This window comes from Geobacillus zalihae (assembly GCF_030414215.1).
Lineage (GTDB): Bacteria > Bacillota > Bacilli > Bacillales > Anoxybacillaceae > Geobacillus > Geobacillus zalihae.
In genome coordinates this window covers 259,247-277,500 of sequence record NZ_CP129217.1, presented here as the reverse complement: position 1 = coordinate 277,500, position 18,254 = coordinate 259,247, and the positions used below count along the sequence as shown (strand labels likewise).

The 18,254-nt window shown below is 51.8% G+C and carries 15 protein-coding genes, 1 pseudogene and 2 riboswitches; of the genes and pseudogenes, 3 read left to right on the top strand and 13 right to left on the bottom strand.

Features of this window, described 5'->3' with window-relative positions; translation table 11 throughout:
- Positions 1-192: 192 nt before the first annotated feature.
- The 4 genes and pseudogenes from QWV57_RS01500 to QWV57_RS01485 form a co-directional block, all read right to left on the bottom strand.
- On the bottom strand, positions 193-390 hold the full coding sequence (locus QWV57_RS01500) for a transposase (protein ID WP_236930862.1): 198 nt from the start codon (positions 388-390) through the stop codon (positions 193-195).
- Between the two features lie 19 nt (positions 391-409).
- Positions 410-847 (bottom strand): helix-turn-helix domain-containing protein, encoded by a 438-nt coding sequence (locus QWV57_RS01495; protein ID WP_236930861.1) that lies wholly within the window; start codon positions 845-847, stop codon positions 410-412.
- Positions 848-1,060: 213 nt separating this feature from the next.
- Positions 1,061-1,624 carry a hypothetical protein gene (locus QWV57_RS01490; RefSeq protein WP_013144123.1) on the bottom strand — a complete coding sequence of 188 codons (564 nt, stop codon included), beginning with the start codon at positions 1,622-1,624 and terminating at the stop codon, positions 1,061-1,063.
- 144 nt (positions 1,625-1,768) lie between these two features.
- Positions 1,769-1,915, bottom strand: a pseudogene (locus QWV57_RS01485) (IS4 family transposase); the annotation flags it as partial.
- On the opposite strand from QWV57_RS01485, the gene QWV57_RS01480 reads away from it, so the two are divergent.
- Positions 1,908-2,513, top strand: coding sequence for a YjdJ family protein (locus tag QWV57_RS01480; protein WP_236930860.1), 606 nt, complete (start codon positions 1,908-1,910; stop codon positions 2,511-2,513). The pseudogene QWV57_RS01485 and the gene QWV57_RS01480 overlap by 8 nt on opposite strands.
- A gap of 453 nt (positions 2,514-2,966) precedes the next feature.
- On the opposite strand, the gene QWV57_RS01475 is transcribed toward QWV57_RS01480, so the two are convergent.
- The 7 genes from QWV57_RS01475 to QWV57_RS01445 form a co-directional block, all read right to left on the bottom strand.
- The gene (locus QWV57_RS01475; RefSeq protein WP_301100195.1) at positions 2,967-4,295 is read right to left on the bottom strand and encodes an ISLre2 family transposase; all 1,329 of its coding nucleotides are present in this window, start codon (positions 4,293-4,295) and stop codon (positions 2,967-2,969) included.
- A 433-nt stretch (positions 4,296-4,728) separates the two neighbouring features.
- Positions 4,729-5,277, bottom strand: coding sequence for a GNAT family N-acetyltransferase (locus tag QWV57_RS01470; protein ID WP_020754860.1), 549 nt, complete (start codon positions 5,275-5,277; stop codon positions 4,729-4,731).
- A gap of 142 nt (positions 5,278-5,419) precedes the next feature.
- Positions 5,420-6,745, bottom strand: coding sequence for an NCS2 family permease (locus tag QWV57_RS01465; protein ID WP_011229764.1), 1,326 nt, complete (start codon positions 6,743-6,745; stop codon positions 5,420-5,422).
- A gap of 100 nt (positions 6,746-6,845) precedes the next feature.
- A riboswitch (purine riboswitch) is annotated at positions 6,846-6,947 on the bottom strand.
- Between the two features lie 88 nt (positions 6,948-7,035).
- A complete protein-coding gene (gene guaA, locus QWV57_RS01460; RefSeq protein WP_015373805.1) occupies positions 7,036-8,568 on the bottom strand; it encodes a glutamine-hydrolyzing GMP synthase in 1,533 nt (510 codons plus the stop codon).
- 61 nt (positions 8,569-8,629) lie between these two features.
- A riboswitch (purine riboswitch) is annotated at positions 8,630-8,731 on the bottom strand.
- Positions 8,732-8,771: 40 nt separating this feature from the next.
- Positions 8,772-10,934: a transglutaminase TgpA family protein gene (locus tag QWV57_RS01455; RefSeq protein WP_301100194.1), complete on the bottom strand. Its 2,163-nt coding sequence runs from the start codon at positions 10,932-10,934 to the stop codon at positions 8,772-8,774.
- The gene (locus QWV57_RS01450) at positions 10,931-12,112 is read right to left on the bottom strand and encodes a DUF58 domain-containing protein (protein ID WP_020754864.1); all 1,182 of its coding nucleotides are present in this window, start codon (positions 12,110-12,112) and stop codon (positions 10,931-10,933) included. Before QWV57_RS01450 ends, QWV57_RS01455 begins: the two co-directional genes overlap by 4 nt.
- A 5-nt stretch (positions 12,113-12,117) precedes the next feature.
- Positions 12,118-13,074: an AAA family ATPase gene (locus tag QWV57_RS01445; RefSeq protein ID WP_301100193.1), complete on the bottom strand. Its 957-nt coding sequence runs from the start codon at positions 13,072-13,074 to the stop codon at positions 12,118-12,120.
- A 128-nt stretch (positions 13,075-13,202) separates the two neighbouring features.
- On the opposite strand from QWV57_RS01445, the gene QWV57_RS01440 reads away from it, so the two are divergent.
- A complete protein-coding gene (locus QWV57_RS01440; RefSeq protein ID WP_015373801.1) occupies positions 13,203-14,426 on the top strand; it encodes an Nramp family divalent metal transporter in 1,224 nt (407 codons plus the stop codon).
- Between the two features lie 134 nt (positions 14,427-14,560).
- Here the strand turns inward: QWV57_RS01440 and fumC are convergent, their stop codons facing one another.
- The gene (gene fumC / locus QWV57_RS01435) at positions 14,561-15,931 is read right to left on the bottom strand and encodes a class II fumarate hydratase (protein ID WP_015373800.1); all 1,371 of its coding nucleotides are present in this window, start codon (positions 15,929-15,931) and stop codon (positions 14,561-14,563) included.
- Positions 15,932-16,044: 113 nt separating this feature from the next.
- Here fumC and QWV57_RS01430 point away from each other — a divergent pair, with 113 nt between their 5' ends.
- Positions 16,045-16,464, top strand: a complete 420-nt coding sequence (locus QWV57_RS01430) for a hypothetical protein (protein ID WP_015373799.1) — start codon at positions 16,045-16,047, stop codon at positions 16,462-16,464.
- A 168-nt stretch (positions 16,465-16,632) separates the two neighbouring features.
- Here the strand turns inward: QWV57_RS01430 and groL are convergent, their stop codons facing one another.
- A complete protein-coding gene (gene groL / locus QWV57_RS01425) occupies positions 16,633-18,249 on the bottom strand; it encodes a chaperonin GroEL (protein WP_020754869.1) in 1,617 nt (538 codons plus the stop codon).
- Positions 18,250-18,254 lie beyond the last annotated feature (5 nt).

Sequence of the window (18,254 nt, the reverse complement as noted above, 5' to 3'; positions counted from 1 at the left end):
TAAATGCACCTCGAAAAGTTAACTTCTCGATTACGCAACACACCCCAAGCGTCGCAACACGTCTTCCGGGCGTTTCTGAATGGAATGAACAAATCGTTGAACCGCTCGCAGGATCTCATGGCGGTCTTTGTGAAAGGCGTTGGCGGACACCGTATCCTTCAGCCATTTCCACAAACGCTCGATCGGGTTGAGCTACGGCGAGTAGGGCGGGAGATACAAGAAATGAAAACATGGTCCTTCTTCCCGCAAAAACTCCTTCACCATTCGAGCGTGATGAATCCGGGCATTGTCTAGAACAAGCGCCATGATCCGGTTGGGATGCCGCTCTTTGAGTCGGCGCAAGAAACCCAAGAACGTCGTGGCGTCGGCGGCCTCTGCTTGGTGAAGCACGGTGTCCCATCGTGGACGTTCACGGCGCCAAATACCGAAATATGGGCATGATAGCCGAATATCGGCACTCGTTTTTGATAGCCAGTCTCGGACCAAGCGGATCGCAACACATGATAAGAGCGGATATGCATTTCATCGATGTACAAAGAACGGCCTCTTCGGTCTCCTTAGTGATCAAGTTTTTTATCAGATCCATTTGTTTTTCAAATGGCTTTTGCTCATCCGGATTCCCTTTCGCCAGTGTGTACGTCGAGCGAGTCCATGACAGACCTTGACGGTGCAGGAGTTTTCGCAGCGCTTCACAGGAAATGGAAACGCCGAAGTGCTTTTCCACATAGGACGGCAGGAGTTTAGTGTTCCACGCCGAAGCTACATCCCACCCCAGTTCGGCGGAGTCGTGGCGAGCACGAGCCGCTTGATCTCTTTCTGCTGTTCTTCCGTGAGAAACAGCTCTCATCCGGGCGCGAAATCCCAATGAAGCAAGAGGTCCACCCCCATACCCATCAAGTTAAGAATTTTGGTCTTTGTGCATCGTCAAAAACATGGAACATGTGTACATCGGACATGAACGCTTGTACGTTCCACGGTTGGTTTTCCGCCGTCTGACGGCGGAAGAATGACAAAAACGGATGGGGTATGTGCAGGAAAAGTATGTCTATAGCACCACGGGTTAATAATTATATTTTAAATTACCATGTTTAATTTGTACTGTACCAGAACCGTCATTTTTAAATCTAAATGCATAACTACCGGGATGCTTTACCAGTGTAGTGTCTCTCCAATCAAGTGCAGCCCAGCCAGCCACATCTCTCCATACAACTTTACCAGTATATACTTGACCTAGTTTATAAACTTCTACTGCAACTGCCTCAGGTCTATTAATTAGTTCAAATTCAAAAATCCCAGGATTATAAAAATAGTATCCACCATTAATCCAAACGTAATTTGAAAAAGTGGTATTGCCAAAGGAGTATTTTTTAATGCTCTGAGCAGTTACTGTTTGTTCTGCTATAATAGATTTTGTTTTAGGGTCATCTGTTTCGATGGATTTCTCTTCAAGATTAATCGTTTTGATAAGATTATTATTTTCATCATAAATTTCAACTCTTGGAGCTTTATCTCGGTTAATTGCTTGATCATTTACTTGAGCATTTACGGCGTTTGATTCAAATATAAACAAAAGAATAGTCGCCAATGTAATTATAATATGATGAATCTTTTTCATCATTCTCATATTTTTCTCATCCTTTCATTCATTTTTGAACATTTATCTCCACAACATTAGCATTTATTACATATAAAAATTGACTCTTCACCAGGAATATATGCTTGACAAACAATGCAATTTCCTACAGGAGGATAGGCAAAACCATTAATGCGCAACCAATAAGAACAAATGAATCAACTTGCGCAACGCAAAGTTTCGGGCCAAATCACAATCCCTAACTGCTTCAGCCATCCGTTGAATTTCTTCATCCGAAACAAGTTTTTGCATCAAACTTGGAGGTGTGCTATGCTTGTTTATAGAGCACCGCCTGAGTTTGTTTGAATCGTTACTCATCTTCTACAGCAAAGGCACTCTTCTGTCTTTTGAATTTTATTGGATAATCAACAAGCCTAGCTTGATATACATTAAGGGAGGTATTGTTGTTTTGTGTATTATTATTCAATTTGGATTAGCCGCTATTTTACTTTTATTTTCTACTCTAGCTGCTTGGTATGAAGGCAGTGCAATATTAGATAATCCTTGGGAATGGAAGTATTCAACACCGTTTTCCCAAATGATGTATGGTCAAGTACATAGTAAAAGTCATATTTCGCAACTTGACTACTTTGTATACTCCGCTAAATTTCACCCCTTTTTTCCAATTATCATGGCAATAAGTAGTTTATACTTATTAATTCTTATTGGATACTATTTATTAAAACCACAGAATAAGAAATTTGCTTGTTTTCTATTCATTTTAGGAGGAGGCTTATTCCTGCTTGGTTGCTTTTTTATGGATTCTACCACAACAGGTGGAAAAATCTTTTTTTATATTTGGTTAGTGAGTGGCTCTTTGTGTACTGCAACAGCTATAACAACTTATTTCCAAGTATTAAATCGCAATCCCCGGCGCTAGATAAACTCAAACAATCATAAAATAGGGCTCTTCACCACAACATGTACTTGACAAGCAATACGGTTTCCTGCACAAAGATGTGCCAAAATCACGGATTTGTTGATTTTCCCTCACAAGCATAAATAGGGTATGTTCAGAAAAAATCAAGTACAACTTTTGGTGAAGAGCCTAAAATAGCCATTTCTGGTGAACCCTCTACTAGAATGGAAGTGTCACCTAACATTTGAAAGGAGAGGTCACCATGTAAGAGCACTTTCATTTTACTACAGATCGAGCGAAGATTCAAAAACAATATGCATCGAGAGTCAGTCAAGACTTTGTGGAGAACATTTTTTCGGTTCACTACGGGCGTTGTCAATCACTAGTTAGCGAACCATTTTCAGGAATTCATATCGTAAGCGCTTTCGGACTCTCATCCCTCATCTTGAGGCGATGATACGATATTCCATTTTTTTACACCCAACCACCATCCCGGAGCGCCGACAACGCTTGATGGATCGGTGTCCCGGATGACCGCTGCAGACACGGTAGATTCTGACGCACCACATCTGCCCATAACCGTCCGGCCTTCCGCTTGGCCTGTTCGATCCGCTTGGACTTTGTTGAGGCCGAGGCCGCCGTTCGGGTCTCTTCTTCCTCCACCAACTGCCCATTTCTCCGCCAAATCCCGTCGATTCGGGCCGCCATCGCCCTCAGAAACGCCCGAAGCCCTTGGTCTTTCCAGCTGCGGCGGGATTTCACCCGATGCGCAAACCGGCTCATCACACTCTCCGCATGGCCCATCGGACGCATGCCGGTCGTCTCCACCCCTTGCTCCGACAGCCACCCCCGATAGTCCCGGATGCATCCCGGCATCGACTCGATCCGGCGGATCATGGCAGCCAGCTGCTTCTCTTTCGCTTCGTCCTCCAACGTGCCGACCGCGCTGTTCAGCTCCACGAGAAGCCCTTCTTCGTCTTGTTTCGCCAGCTTCTTCCGCACCTCCCGCCAACGCGGATGGCCGGACAGACACTGACGCAGCTCCCGCGCCACATGAAATCGATCCAGCTGAAAGCACGCCCGCTTCCCAAAATACTCCCGGCAGGCCGTGATCCACGACGCCGCGTCGCCGTTGATGACCAATAGGTCTTGGCACGGATCATAGGCATATTCCTTCATCAGCCACTCCTCAAACCGTTCCCACACGTCCCCCGTCCCTTCATGGAGGTAGTGGCGCCGGTTCACCAGCTCAAGCTGCGACCCGTTTCGTCTCCATCCCTCGTGAACCGCCAGGATTTTCTCTTCTTTCGCCCGTTTCCCTTTCCCCTGGCGGGAAATAAACAGTCCATCGGCCTCCACAAACAGCACCCGGCCGTGCCGTTTGGAAACAGGGTGATGCAGCGAGACAGGGGCCTCCAGCACCAGTTGGCGAATCGCCTCGTGGCTGAGGACCGCATACCCCACGATCGACTCCAGCGTGCGAGCCGCTTTGCGGTAGGAAGAGCACTCGACGGCCAACTCGACCGCCGTTTCCTCGAGGCAAGGGCTGATCGACTGCGCTCCATCAAAGCCCAGTTCGGCATCCAGCAAGAACGTATACGCCCCCGTTTGTCGATCATAGTAGTAGTTCCGTCGGAACGTCACTTCCCCAAACAGCGTTTGGATCGTAGTCGGCCGTTTGTCTTTCAGCTGATACCGGCGCTTGTCCCGCGCTTCCGCCAGTTGTTGATCGATCTCCTCCAAAAGGGCCGCCAACAAGACAGCGAACACCTTTTGAAGAGTTCTCAACAATTGATCATCCAAATCTTTCCATAAAGTCCATTATGTGGTAAGATGTTTCATGCCTGAATCCGTGATAAAGACGCGTTCAAACTGCCAAGACAACTTGATAAATCAACAAATATTGTGCTCAGGGTTCTTCACCTAATAGGTGAATATTCGGAATTGAGTTGATACTTTGGCGTGATTGGGTTTTCCAACATTTTTGATACACTTCTGTCACGGATTCAGGTCATGGACTCTCTCCCTCCTGTTTTCGGTTGATGTTGACAATCACCATCATAGCAGGGAGAGAGTCCTTTTTGCATGATCTTTGCTTGTTCTACCGCGCTTCGCTTGGTGGCCCCGACGAGCGTCGCGAACAAAAGTTCGCAACCCTCGTCGGGGATCATTTCGAAATGTCACCCACAAATATTTTACTCACACTTCAAGTTTTTTCTTTCGGCCCCAAACTCCCTTATTCACATTTCTTCCATTCTCTCGCTAACATCCCGTACACAACATGGTCGACAAAATGATCGTAAAGCCACTCCGCATCTCGAATCGTCCCTTCATTCGTAAATCCCAGCCGTTCAGGAATCGCTCTGCTCCGGCGATTTTCTGTTGCACAGCGGATTTCGACACGATTCATCCCCTGCTCAACGAACAAATAGTCGATGCACGCCTTGCACGCTTTCGTCATCAGCCCTATTCCTTGAAACGATTCGCCAAGCCAGTAGCCTATGCTCGTTTTTCGATTCACTCGATCCATATAATGAATTCCGATCACACCAGCCAATTGGCCACGATGCCAAATTCCTGCCTCAAAACCATTGCCAGCAGCAAACTTCTGCAATCCTTGAAAGATAAACGTCTTCGAATCCGCTGCTGTTTGGGTTGAATCCACCCATGGGAGCCATTGACGCAAATGCGGGCGGCAGGAGTCAATCAACGCAAAAAGCGATTCCGCATCTTCCATTGTGAGCAACTTTAGCCATGAATGTTCCTCTAAGCGATGGATAAACATCGTTCATTCCCCTTTCATCATTTTTCTCATTATAGCATATCAACCTAAACACGCCAGTCGTCCGCCAATCCCTTCTTGGCAAATAAAAAAAGACTGTTCCCATGACGGCAAACCCGCCTTAGGAACAGTCCTCCGATCCTCTCTATTCCCGCAAAAAGACGAAGTAGCAGATAAAGACGACAAATAGCACATACAACAGCGGATGAACATCTTTGCCGCGGCCTTTTAAAATCATCGTGATCGGGTAGAAGATGAATCCAACGGCAATCCCAGTGGCGATGCTGTAGGAAAGTGGCATCGTGATGAGCGTGAAGAACGCCGGCACGGCGACTTCGAACTTTTTCCAGTCAATTTCGCCGATCGACGAAGCCATCAACACCCCGACGATGATGAGCGCTGGTGCGGTGACCGGTGCGGTAATGACGCTCAGGAGCGGGGAGAAGAACAGCGCCAGCAAGAACAAAATCCCCGTCACAACGGCCGAAAACCCAGAGCGTCCTCCGGCGGCGACGCCGGCTGACGATTCGATGTACGATGTCGTCGTCGATGTGCCAAACACCGCCCCCACCATCACTGCTGTCGCATCGACAAGCAGCGCTTTGCCGGCGCGCGGCAGTTTGTTGTTTTTCAGCAGTCCGGCTTGGTTGGCGACAGCTAGAAGCGTCCCTGTCGCATCGAAAAAGTCGACAATAAAGAACGTTAAGACAACGCCGAGCATTTTCCACGAGAAAATGTCCGGCAAATGCTTGATCGCTACACCGAAGGTTGGCGAAATATCCGGAATCGCGCCGACAATTTGATGCGGCACTTTGATCAATCCGAAAATCATGCCGACAATCGCGGTAATGACCATGCCGTAAAAGACGCCGCCGTTTACTTTTCTTACCATCAAAACAACAGTAATGAACAATCCAAAAATGGCCAACAGTGTATTGCCGTCTTTCAATGAACTTAATCCAACGAGCGTTGCTTTGTTATCGACAATAATTCCAGCGTTTTGCAAGCCGATGAACGTGATGAACAGGCCAATTCCGGCGCTGACTGCATATTTCAGTTCAACGGGAATGGCATCGATAATTTTTTCCCGAATGCCGGTGAGCGATAAAATCGTAAAAATGATGCCGGAAACAAACACCCCTGCCAGCGCTGTTTGCCACGGAATGCCCATATGCAGCACGACGGTGAAGGCGAAAAAGGCATTCAGCCCCATCCCAGGCGCCAAGGCGATTGGATAGCGGGCCAACACTCCCATCAAAATCGATCCGTACGCCGCTGCCAAAGCCGTGGCGACAAACACGGCGCCTTGGTCAATGCGCAGTTCGTCAGGAAAATCTTTCACAGCCCCTAACGACAAGGTAAATGGGTTGACGAACAAAATGTACGCCATCGACAAAAACGTCGTCAGCCCGGCGATAATCTCCGTTCGATAGTTCGTGCCGAGCTCATCAAACTGGAAGTACTTTCTCACGTCTGCCCCCTCCTATACATAAAATAAAAAACGCTTCTAGCAGCTACCAGAAGCGTTGACTAGGAAGGAATGACGAACAGAGAGAGGACAAACAAGCACTCTCCGATCCCGCATCCCTCGTAGTCAAGCTATTTACGGTAGCTTGGTAGAAACTCCCGAGCCATATTCCCGGGATTATACGACGGAATTCAACAATATTCATGATTCCACGGCTATTGTATCAGCCTGAAGATGACCTGTCAAGAAAAAAGACGAACATTTCTTTGGAAATGTCCGTCTTTTGTTCGTTTTTATTCCCACTCGATCGTTGCCGGAGGCTTGCTTGTAATATCGTAGACGACGCGGTTGACATGCGGCACCTCATTGACGATGCGCGTTGAAATCCGCTCGAGCACATCCCACGGGATGCGGGCCCAATCGGCGGTCATCCCGTCGATCGAGGTCACCGCGCGGATGGCGACCGTATAATCGTACGTGCGGGCATCCCCCATCACCCCAACGCTGCGAATGTCGGGAAGGACGGTAAAGTATTGCCAAATTTCGCGGTCCAACCCAGCTTTTTTCACTTCTTCGCGCAAAATGGCGTCTGATTCGCGAACGATTTCCAATTTTTCTTCCGTCACTTCTCCAAGAACACGGATGCCAAGCCCTGGCCCCGGGAACGGCTGCCGCCAGACGATTTCGTCTGGGATTCCTAGTTGCGTGCCGAGTGCACGCACTTCGTCTTTAAACAGCGTATTGAGCGGTTCGATCAGTTCGAATTTCATATCTTCCGGCAAACCGCCGACATTATGATGCGATTTGATCGTTTGCGCCGTCGCCGTGCCGCTTTCGATAATGTCGGTATAGAGCGTGCCTTGCACTAAAAATTCAATGCCTTCAAGCTTGGCCGCCTCGTCGTCAAATACGTAAATAAACTCGTTGCCGATGATTTTCCGCTTTTGTTCCGGGTCCGTAACCCCTTTGAGTTTCGCCAAAAAGCGGTCTTTCGCATCAACTTTAATGACATTCATTTGGAACTGCTCACGGAACGTCTTCATGACGCTTTCGGCTTCACCTTTGCGCAAAAGGCCATGGTCGACGAAAATACAAGTAAGTTGATCGCCAATGGCGCGGTGCACCAAAACGGCAGCAACCGACGAATCGACTCCGCCGCTTAAGGCGCACAGCACTTTTTTTCCGCCCACTTGTTCACGGATGCGGCGCACCTGCTCATCAATAAAGTTTTCCATCGTCCAGTCGCCCCGGCAGCCGCACACCTCAAAGACAAATTTCTTCAATAGATCATTGCCGTAGACCGAGTGGCGCACTTCGGGATGAAACTGCACTCCATACCACTTCCGCCGTTCATCGCTCATCGCAGCAATCGGGCACGAAGGGCTCGTCGCATCGACAGCGAAACCAGCCGGCGGAGCGGTCACCAAATCGCCGTGGCTCATCCAAACGACTTGCTCGTCCGGCAAACCATGAAAAAGCAAAGAATCGTTTTTCACTTGGATGAGCGCTTTGCCGTATTCACGGTGCGTCGCTTTTTCCACCTTACCTCCTAAATGGTGCGCCATCAGCTGCATCCCGTAGCAAATCCCTAAAATCGGCAGCCCCAGCTCAAAAATCGCTGGGTCGCATGTAAACGCTCGTTCATCATACACGCTGTTTGGACCGCCCGAGAAAATGATTCCTTTGGCGTTCAGCGCACGAATTTCCTCAGCACGGATCGTGTGCGGATGCAGTTCGCTGTAGACACCAAACTCTCGGATGCGGCGGGTAATCAGCTGGTTATATTGACTGCCAAAGTCCAAGACGACGATCATTTCTTGGTTCATGTTTTCCACCCCGTCAAAAAAATAACGCTGCCATTGCCCAAAACATGGATGAAGGCAGAATAGCAGCGTCTTCTGCCTTCATAGTCGGGCCGTTTACGGCGGCCCGGTAGAGACGCGCAAGCCATATTCTTGCGCTTATATGAAGGGCTTTCGTCTATCCGTATGCAAATTTGAGTTCATTCTATCAACTTGCCAGCATACGGTCAAGAGATCGTCCTTTTTATTAAATTTTCCCACAATTCCACCGCTTCACGGACATTGGCTTCCTTGATTCCCGTTCCGTATACGGCGCGTTCATATAGTTTCGTCAACCGATTCATTTCATCTGTTTCAAACAGGCGATCCACTTCGGCGGCGTATTGACGCAGCGTTTCATGCGGCCGACGCTTAAGTCCATAATCTTGCAAATGGCGAAGAAGCGCCCCGTACGCAGAAATGAGCCAGGCGGCCCCATCGAGTTTCCGGCGGCGGAACCGAAACAGCGTAAAGCGCGGCCACCATTTCCGCCTTGTCGCATAGGCCGCTCCGCCCAACACGGCCAACACGACCAGCGTGGTCAACCCCATTTTCCACGACCAAACATCCGCCAGCTTCTCCCACCAATGCTCCCCCTGTGCCGTCGAAGGTTGCTCAAGTAATTGATCGAGCGGCACACGCGGCGTTTCCCGTTCTTCCGGCTGCAGCTGTGGTTCTGGCTCCTCTGGATTCGAAGCGGCAAGCGAGAACGCATATGGATTGACAAACCCTTGCGTCGATTCAAATGGCACCCAGCCGATGCCTTCAAAATACACTTCGACCCATGAATGGGCGTCGTTGTTGCGCACTTCATAAACCGATTGCCCGTCTTGTTCCCCAACCAACCGTCCGGATGTGTACCCTTTCACCCAGCGCGCTGGAATGCCCAGTGTGCGGACGAGCACCGCCATCGAGGTGGAAAAATTGTCGCAATACCCTTGCTTCGTCTCAAATAAAAACTGGTCGACGTAATCTTGATCAGGCCCGGGAACAGCGACGTCCGTCGTTTCGTACGTGTATCCGTTCAGATGGAAGTATTGCTCGATCGCTTTTACCTTGTCGTACACGGTTTCTTTTCCATCAGTAATTTGCTTCGCCAACTCGCGAACCCGCTGCGGAAGCGTCTCTGGCAATTGCGTATAACGTTTCAAAAAGGGCGGGTCTTGGACAGGAGGCGCGGCGCGCAATGCCTCAATCGGAAAATCTGGCTCCATATACGTCAGCATATACTGACGGATCGGAAGCGCGTTGGCGTTTTGATCGCTCGTATAAATTTTTTCCGTCGCCATATGCATGCGGTAGACGATATGGTCAGACGTTTGCACCTGTTGCAAGCCGAGCGGATAGACGAGATGAAACGCCTGGTCTTGGCGGGTGATTTCCGCCGTCTGCTCGACCGTCTTGACTTTGTCGCTCCACCATTCATACCTAATCAGCTCACCGTTTCCAAACGACTGGACTTGTTCGCTTTGAAACGCTTCCCACCCTTTTCCCGTGTAAATGTCTTTCGTTTCGACGCGCCAATAATGACGGCCTTGGTCTTTGGCAATGAAAACGACGGCATCATCAGCAATAAACGGCCCGCCGAGGCGGGAATCATTTTGCCCATATCCCACTTTTGCCACACCAGGAGAAGGTGAGTCATCGTTCGTTTCTTCCGGCTGGGCGTGATAGCTGCGGATAAACGCCACCGGATCCGGCCATTGCGGCGGCAGCTTCGGACCCGCATACCCAACCGCAAGAGCGACGGCAGGAATGAATAGAGCGGCCGCCCGCCACTTTCCGATGCGAAAAGACGGCGCTTTTGCCTGCAGCTCTTCGCCCTGGAGCCAAACGAAGGCAAAAAAGCCGAGCGCAACAAGACGAAGGATCGCCCCGTTGCCGCTATATGGCAGAAACGTATCAAGCACAGCGATATACCCAACTGTCAACGCGTATGGGACAAACCACCGATTCCGCCGTACAATAAGCCAATGCAACAGGAACGAAACGGCCCATAACAGCAAAAAAAAGACAAAGGTGCGCAGCGCATCACCCGGCATAGAAGACCGGTCGCCCAACAACCAGACGGTGCTATCCCGCCAAAGTGCATGAGGCAAAGCGGCGATCGAAGCAAAAGAAAATAGACGAGAAAGCGCCCACCATATATAAACCATTTTCCCGAGCGCGGAAAGCCATATGGGAACACGGAGCAAATGAAGTCCGAAACAAAGGGCGACAAATGATACAAACACGCCTATATGCGCTGTATCGGTGACGGCCTCTAACGGCCAAAGCCATTCCGTGAGCAGCCAAGCGGCTAGGGCGTTAGACAGCACGGTAGATAACATGTTTGCCCCTAACGGTCTCATCCGTCTCCTCCTCCTTGCCGGACGGTTTGCAACGCCTGCGGGTCAATGCGCGATACGTACACTCCGCTGCGGCGAAGCCTGTCCGCCCAATTCCGCTCATCCTCTCCCCATTCACGGTTGACAACATACAGAACAATATGGCGTTTTGGCGCCATTGCTCGCAGCTGCCCGGCCAACTGGGCGGACAACGCGGACGTCACAATGATGCAACCAGCAGCCGTCCTCCAGTTCGCCTCCTCAGCTAAAACATGCGCGAGCGGCTCTTGGCCGCCGACGTCCACTTCCGCCAACCGGAGAAGAATCGACTGCCACTGTCCGTCATGGCGGCGCGGCGCTAAGAAAGAACGCTCTTTTCCAGCAACGAGCATCCCGACCGGCACCCCTTCATCTATCAACGCCTTCGATACGGAAGCCGCTAACGTGACAAGCTCCTCAAACCATGGAGACGCGGCGCCGTCGAGCACAACGATCCAATCGTCATTGCGCTGTTCATCAAACTCTTTGGTCATCAGTTCCTGTCTGCGCGCTGACGCCTTCCAATGCACCCACGACATTTTGTCCCCAGGCACGTATTCACGGGCGCCGGCCGCCACGGCCATATCGCGGCGATAGGCAAGCGTGCGCGCAGCTTTTCCTTGGGCAAACCATTCGCGCACCATCTCAGGCGGCCATTCGATATAACGTGGATAGACGATGACCGTGCACGGGGCATAAAACGATGCCGTTTTGTTCACCCAGCCAAAGACATCGCGCGCTTCCAAGCGAACAGCTTCCAATTGATGACGGCCGCGCGGCAAGGAAAGCGGCCATGTACAAGAAAGATGGCGGCGAAACGGCCAAGCAATCGCAATCATCTCTCCTCCGTGCTTCCACCCTTCCTCAGCAACAGCAAGCGCCGCCAGCGGAACCGCCCACGGCAACTCGATACGAACCATCACCGGAATCGATTCACCCGCATGGTAGCGCCGCGCCGGCACGGTTCGAATCACCGCAGCGCGTCTGAGCGGATACAAGGCGACGGCAAACGCATGCAGTCCAAACGGCAAAAAGCTGTAAAACAAAAACCAGCTGACAAATCCACCTTGAAACATGGCGTAGGAAAACAAGATTGCGGTCAACAGCAACAATCCAATAAGCGGGAGCCAACGCCTCCCCTTCTTCATTCGCTTCGCGTTCATCGCTTTTATCTCCGCCCTTGCACCGGCACCGGCGTACGGGAAACAAGCTGACTGACGACCATTTCAGCATCAAGCTTGTCCCATTTCGCTTCCGGGCGAATAAGCAGGCGATGAGCCAGCACATAGGGAGCAAGGTGCTGCACATCATCGGGGATGACAAAATCGCGGCCATGGATGAACGCGTACGCTTGCGCCGCCTTCATCAAAGCGACGGACCCGCGCGGGCTGACGCCTAAATAGACCGCTTCATGCTGACGGCTTTGCTGGATAAGATCGACGATATATCGTTTCACGGTATCGCTCACATGCACGTCGGCTACCTTTCGTTGCAACGCAAGCAATTCATCAAGCGACATCACCGGGCCGATCTCCGCCAGCGGTGCCGTCTTTTCTAGACGGTTTAACATTTCGATTTCCTCATCGGGAGACGGATAGCCCATGTGCAGTTTCACTAAAAACCGGTCAAGCTGGGCCTCGGGGAGCGGATACGTTCCTTCATATTCAATCGGATTTTGCGTCGCCATCACCAAAAACGGCTGCGGCAGCGCCCGGGTGACGCCGTCAACAGTCACGCTTCCTTCTTCCATCGCTTCCAGGAGCGCCGATTGCGTTTTCGGAGACGTCCGGTTGATCTCGTCCGCGAGCACGATGTGGGCGACAATCGGTCCGGGTTTATACTCAAATTGCTGTGTTTTCGGATTGTAGACGGAAACGCCGATCACATCGCTCGGCAGCAAATCCGGCGTAAACTGAATGCGCTTCAGCTCCACGTTGAACGATTTCGCCAGCGCACGCACCAACATCGTCTTGCCGACGCCGGGCACATCCTCGAGCAGCACATGGCCTTTGGCCAATAACGCTGTTAAGCTGAGGATGATGACGTCGCGTTTTCCGACGATGACTTGCTCAATGTTGCGGACCACCTTTTCAAAAGGGGGAAGCAGCGGCTCGTAAATCGCCATGACATCAAACTCCTTTTATAGTAATGAATGGGTCTTTCAGCGGTAGACAAGGCGCAGTTTATACTATTACTATAATATCGAATATACTGAACTTTTGGAATCCATTTGCAACAAGGGGGAAGAGAAAAATGGGGAAATCGAAGTGGACGATGATCGGCCCGGGGCTGATCGTCGCAGCGACCGGAGTCGGGGCCGGGGATTTGGTGGCCGCTCTTGTCGCCGGAACGAACTACGGCCTTGTCTTTATGTGGGCGATCATCGTCGGTGCATTGTTCAAGTTTGTGTTGAATGAAGGGGTCGGCCGTTGGCATTTGCTCAGCGGCAAAACCATTTTCGAAGGCTGGCAGTCAATGGGGAAATGGGCCTCAATCTATTTTGGCGTGTACGCCATTATTTGGGGATTCGTATACGGCGCGGCCGGTACGTCATCGTGCGCCTTGGCGATGTCAGCGATGATCCCGTCCATTCCGCTTTGGGCGTGGGCCGTCATCCATGGGGTGGCTGGCTTTGCGATTACTTGGTCCGGCCGATTCCAATTGTTTGAGCGGGTCATGAATGTGCTCGTCGGGCTCATGTTCATTACCGTGGTCGGCTCGGCGCTTCTTGTCCTGCCGCAGCTCGATGATCTTTGGAAAACGGCCGTTCCGGATTTGCCGAAAGGGTCGCTTTTGTATGCTCTCGGGCTGATCGGCGGCGTCGGCGGCTCTATCACCATGGCGTCATACGGATATTGGCTGCAGGAAAACGGCTGGAAAGGGCGAGCTTACGTATCGCCGATGCGCTATGATTCCGCTGTCGCTTATATTGTCACCGCCATCTTTACGTTGTCGCTTCTCGTGCTTGGGGCCGCCTTGTTGTACGGCACTGACACGACGATCAGCGGCGAGCAGGGGCTTGTGTCATTCGCTTCGATCATGGGCAACGAGCTGCACCCGGCTGCCCGTTGGCTCTTTTTGCTCGGCTTTTGGTCGGCGTCATTTACATCGGTCATCGGCGTTTGGAACGGCGTTTCGTATTTGTTCGCCGATTTTGTTCGCAACATGCGGAAAACGCCGGTTGGCGCCGAATCGCTCAACCAGTCAAAAGCGTTCCGCTTCTACGTCTTTTGGCTCACCTTCCCGCCGATGCTCTTGCATTTCATCGGCAAGCCGGTCGGACTCATCATCGCCTACGGGGCGCTCGGCGCGCTGTTTATGCCATTTTTGGCTGTGACGCTTCTTTATTTGCTCAATTCGAAAAAAGCGCTTCCAGACGAAGGGCGCAACCATTGGCTCTCGAATGCGCTGCTCGTTCTTTGTCTGGCGCTGTTTGCCGTCTTGTCGATTAATGAACTCATTCGCCTGTTTGCTTAACATTTGCCCGGTGCAAAGCAGCCAGCTGGCGGCAGGAGGCTGTCTCAATGGAAAAACGCTCATCCCTTGAATCGGGATGAGCGTTTTTGGCCCGCCTATTCGCTCACGGCTGATCTACCCGTCGTTTTGTGCCGCTAAATCATCTTCTCCGGCCTCACCCATTCTTCGTACTGCTCAGCTGTCACATACCCGGTTTTCAATGCCGCTTCCTTGAGCGTCAACCCTTCGCGATGGGCGAGCTTCGCGATTTCCGCCGCCCGGTCGTAGCCGATACGCGGGCTCAACGCCGTCACGAGCATGAGTGAGCGGTCCACGTATTCTTTCATTTTCGCTTCGTTCGCCTCCAGCCCTTGGGCGCACCGTTCATCAAACGAGCGGATCACATCGCCGAGTAGCTGCACGGACTGAATGGCGTTATAGGCGATGACCGGCTTGAACACATTTAATTGGAAGTTGCCTTGGCTCGCCGCAAAGCCGATCGTGGCGTCATTGCCGAACACTTGCACAGCGACCATCGTCATCGCTTCGCTTTGCGTTGGATTCACTTTCCCCGGCATGATCGAGCTTCCGGGTTCATTGGCTGGAATCGTGATCTCCCCGAGCCCGGAGCGCGGCCCGCTCGCCAGCCAGCGGATATCGTTGGCGATTTTCATCAAATCGGCGGCGAGCGCTTTCAACGCTCCGTGGACATACACGATCTCATCATGGCTTGTCAGCGCATGGAATTTATTGGTTGACGAACGGAACGGATAGCCCGTCTGCGTTTTTAGCTGCTCGGCCACTTGCTCGCCAAATCCCGGCGGCGCATTGATTCCGGTGCCAACCGCCGTGCCGCCGATCGCCAAATCAAGCAGCTTCTCACTCGCCTCCATGATCATCGCCTTGCTTTTCTCAAGCATCGCCCGCCAACCGGAAATCTCCTGCCCAAATGTGAGCGGCGTCGCGTCTTGCAAGTGGGTGCGCCCGATTTTGATCGTCTTCCCATATTGGCGTTCTTTGGTCGCGAATGTCCCGATCAAGCCATCAAGCGCTGGCAGGAGGTGCGTTTGGATCTTCGTGAAGATCGCGATATGCATCACAGTTGGGAATGTGTCGTTCGAGCTTTGCGACATGTTCACATCATCGTTCGGGTGAATGCGCCCTTCCCCCTCATCCAGCAGCTCGCTCGCCCGTCTCGCCACGACTTCATTGACGTTCATGTTCGTCTGCGTCCCGCTTCCCGTCTGCCAGACGACGAGCGGGAAATGCTCATCCCATTGGCCCGCCAAAATTTCCTCGCACGCGGCGACAATTGCCCGCTGCTTCGCTTCGCTCAACTTCCCGGCTCGGTGGTTGACGATGGCCGCCGCTTTTTTCAGCTCGGCATACGCATAGATCAATTCCAACGGCATTGTTTCCGTGCCGATGTGAAAGTTTTGCCGGCTTCGCTCCGTCTGCGCCCCCCAGTACTTATCAGCCGGCACCTGCACCTCACCGAGCGAATCGCGTTCAATCCGCACGTTCATTCCATTCTCCTCCTTTGGATATCGCCTTTCCATTTCTAATTTTACCCAAAATCACAATCGACAATGAAACAAATGAGCAGGCAAAACGTCTAACTGAGAAAGGGGGAAACGACATGAAAAATAGATGGCTATGGCTCCTCATCGCTGTATGGCTGTCCGGTTGCCAATCGGGCGACATCCAACCGCCTGACTTACGATTGGCCGTCGACGGAGAGACAATCGACCACCGCCTCGGAACATATACATGGTCAACAGGCGGCCGCGGAGTCGTGGCCGACGCTGCCGCCCCGCCGCTGCTCGTGAAAAACATGAATCCCCATCCGGTTGCCCCTGGGGCAAAATTACACCTCCAATTTGACGACCGCCCGTTGACGATCGAAGCGGGTGTATGGAACGGCGGAGATGCCGACTGGCGCCCGGTGCAAAACGGAATCATTACTCTTCCGGAAAAGAAAGGGGCATACATTTATGCCATTCACGCCTCTTGGAAAAAAGGGGATGCGATTTATGCGTTTTTCATTGAGGTGCGATAACTAGCACAGCGGAGGAAAAGGTGCAATAGAATAGCGATATGAGGGAGAAACAACAGCTGCCCTTCACCCGATCAGCGGCTGTAAGAACACCTGGCTGAGGCATATATAGTCAAAAAGAAAAAGAACACCGGGGAACTCCCCCGGTGCTCCAAGGCTTTTGCGGCGAGATTACATCATGCCGCCCATGTCTGGCATGTTGTTGTTGCCTTTGTTTTCTTCCGGTTTGTCGGCAACGACCGCTTCTGTCGTCAAGACCATGGCGGCGACAGAGGCAGCGTTTTGCAGCGCCGAACGAGTGACTTTCGTCGGGTCCACGATGCCAGCTTCGATCATGTCGACCCATTCACCTGTTGCCGCGTTGAAGCCGATGCCCGGTTTTTCGTTTTTCAGGCGCTCAACGATGATCGAGCCTTCCAGACCAGCGTTTTGCGCGATTTGACGAACCGGTTCTTCGATTGCGCGCAAGACGATTTTCACGCCGGTTGCTTCATCGCCTTCCGCTTCGATGGCCGCGACTTTGCTGTAGACATTCATCAATGCCGTACCGCCGCCAGCGACAATGCCTTCTTCAACAGCCGCACGAGTCGAGTTGAGCGCGTCTTCGATGCGCAGTTTGCGTTCTTTCAATTCCGTTTCTGTCGCTGCGCCCACTTTGATGACCGCTACGCCGCCAGCGAGTTTCGCCAAGCGTTCTTGCAGTTTTTCGCGGTCGAATTCCGAAGTCGTTTCTTCAAGCTGCGCACGGATTTGGTTGATGCGCGCTTTGATGCGATCCGAATCGCCAGCGCCTTCGACGATCGTCGTCGTTTCTTTCGTAACAACAACTTTCGACGCACGGCCGAGCGAAGCGATCGTGGTCGATTTCAGTTCGCGGCCGAGCTCTTCGGAGATGACTTCACCGCCCGTTAAAATCGCGATGTCTTCGAGCATCGCTTTGCGGCGGTCACCGAAGCCAGGCGCTTTGACAGCTACCGCATTGAACGTGCCGCGCAGTTTGTTGACAACAAGCGTTGCCAATGCTTCGCCTTCGACATCTTCAGCGATGATCAAGAGCGGACGGCCTTGTTGCACGACTTGCTCAAGAACAGGCAACAGTTCTTGGATGCTCGATACTTTTTTGTCCGTAATCAAGATGTACGGATTTTCGAGAACGGCTTCCATTTTTTCTGTATCCGTAATCATGTACGGCGAAACGTAACCGCGGTCGAATTGCATCCCTTCGACAACGTCGAGTTCCGTCGTGAAGCCTTTCGATTCTTCGAGCGTGATGACGCCATCGTTGCCGACGCGTTCCATTGCTTCAGCGATCAATTGACCGACTTCTTCGTCAGCAGCCGAAATCGCAGCCACTTGGGCGATCGACTCTTTCCCTTTGATCGGTTTGGAGATGGCTTTTAATTCTTCAACAGCAACCGCAACCGCTTTTTCAATCCCGCGGCGGATGCCCATCGGATTGGCACCAGCAGCCACGTTTTTCAAGCCTTCGCGGATCATCGCTTGAGCCAATACCGTAGCGGTTGTTGTACCGTCCCCAGCGATGTCGTTCGTTTTGCTGGCGACTTCAGCGACCAATTTCGCGCCCATGTTTTCAAACGGGTCTTCGAGTTCGATTTCTTTCGCGATTGTTACCCCGTCATTCGTGATGAGCGGCGAACCGAATTTTTTCTCCAATACGACGTTGCGGCCTTTCGGACCTAATGTGACTTTCACTGCGTCTGCAAGTTTGTCCACCCCGCGCAACATCGCACGGCGCGCTTCTTCGCTGAACTTGATTTGTTTTGCCATACCCC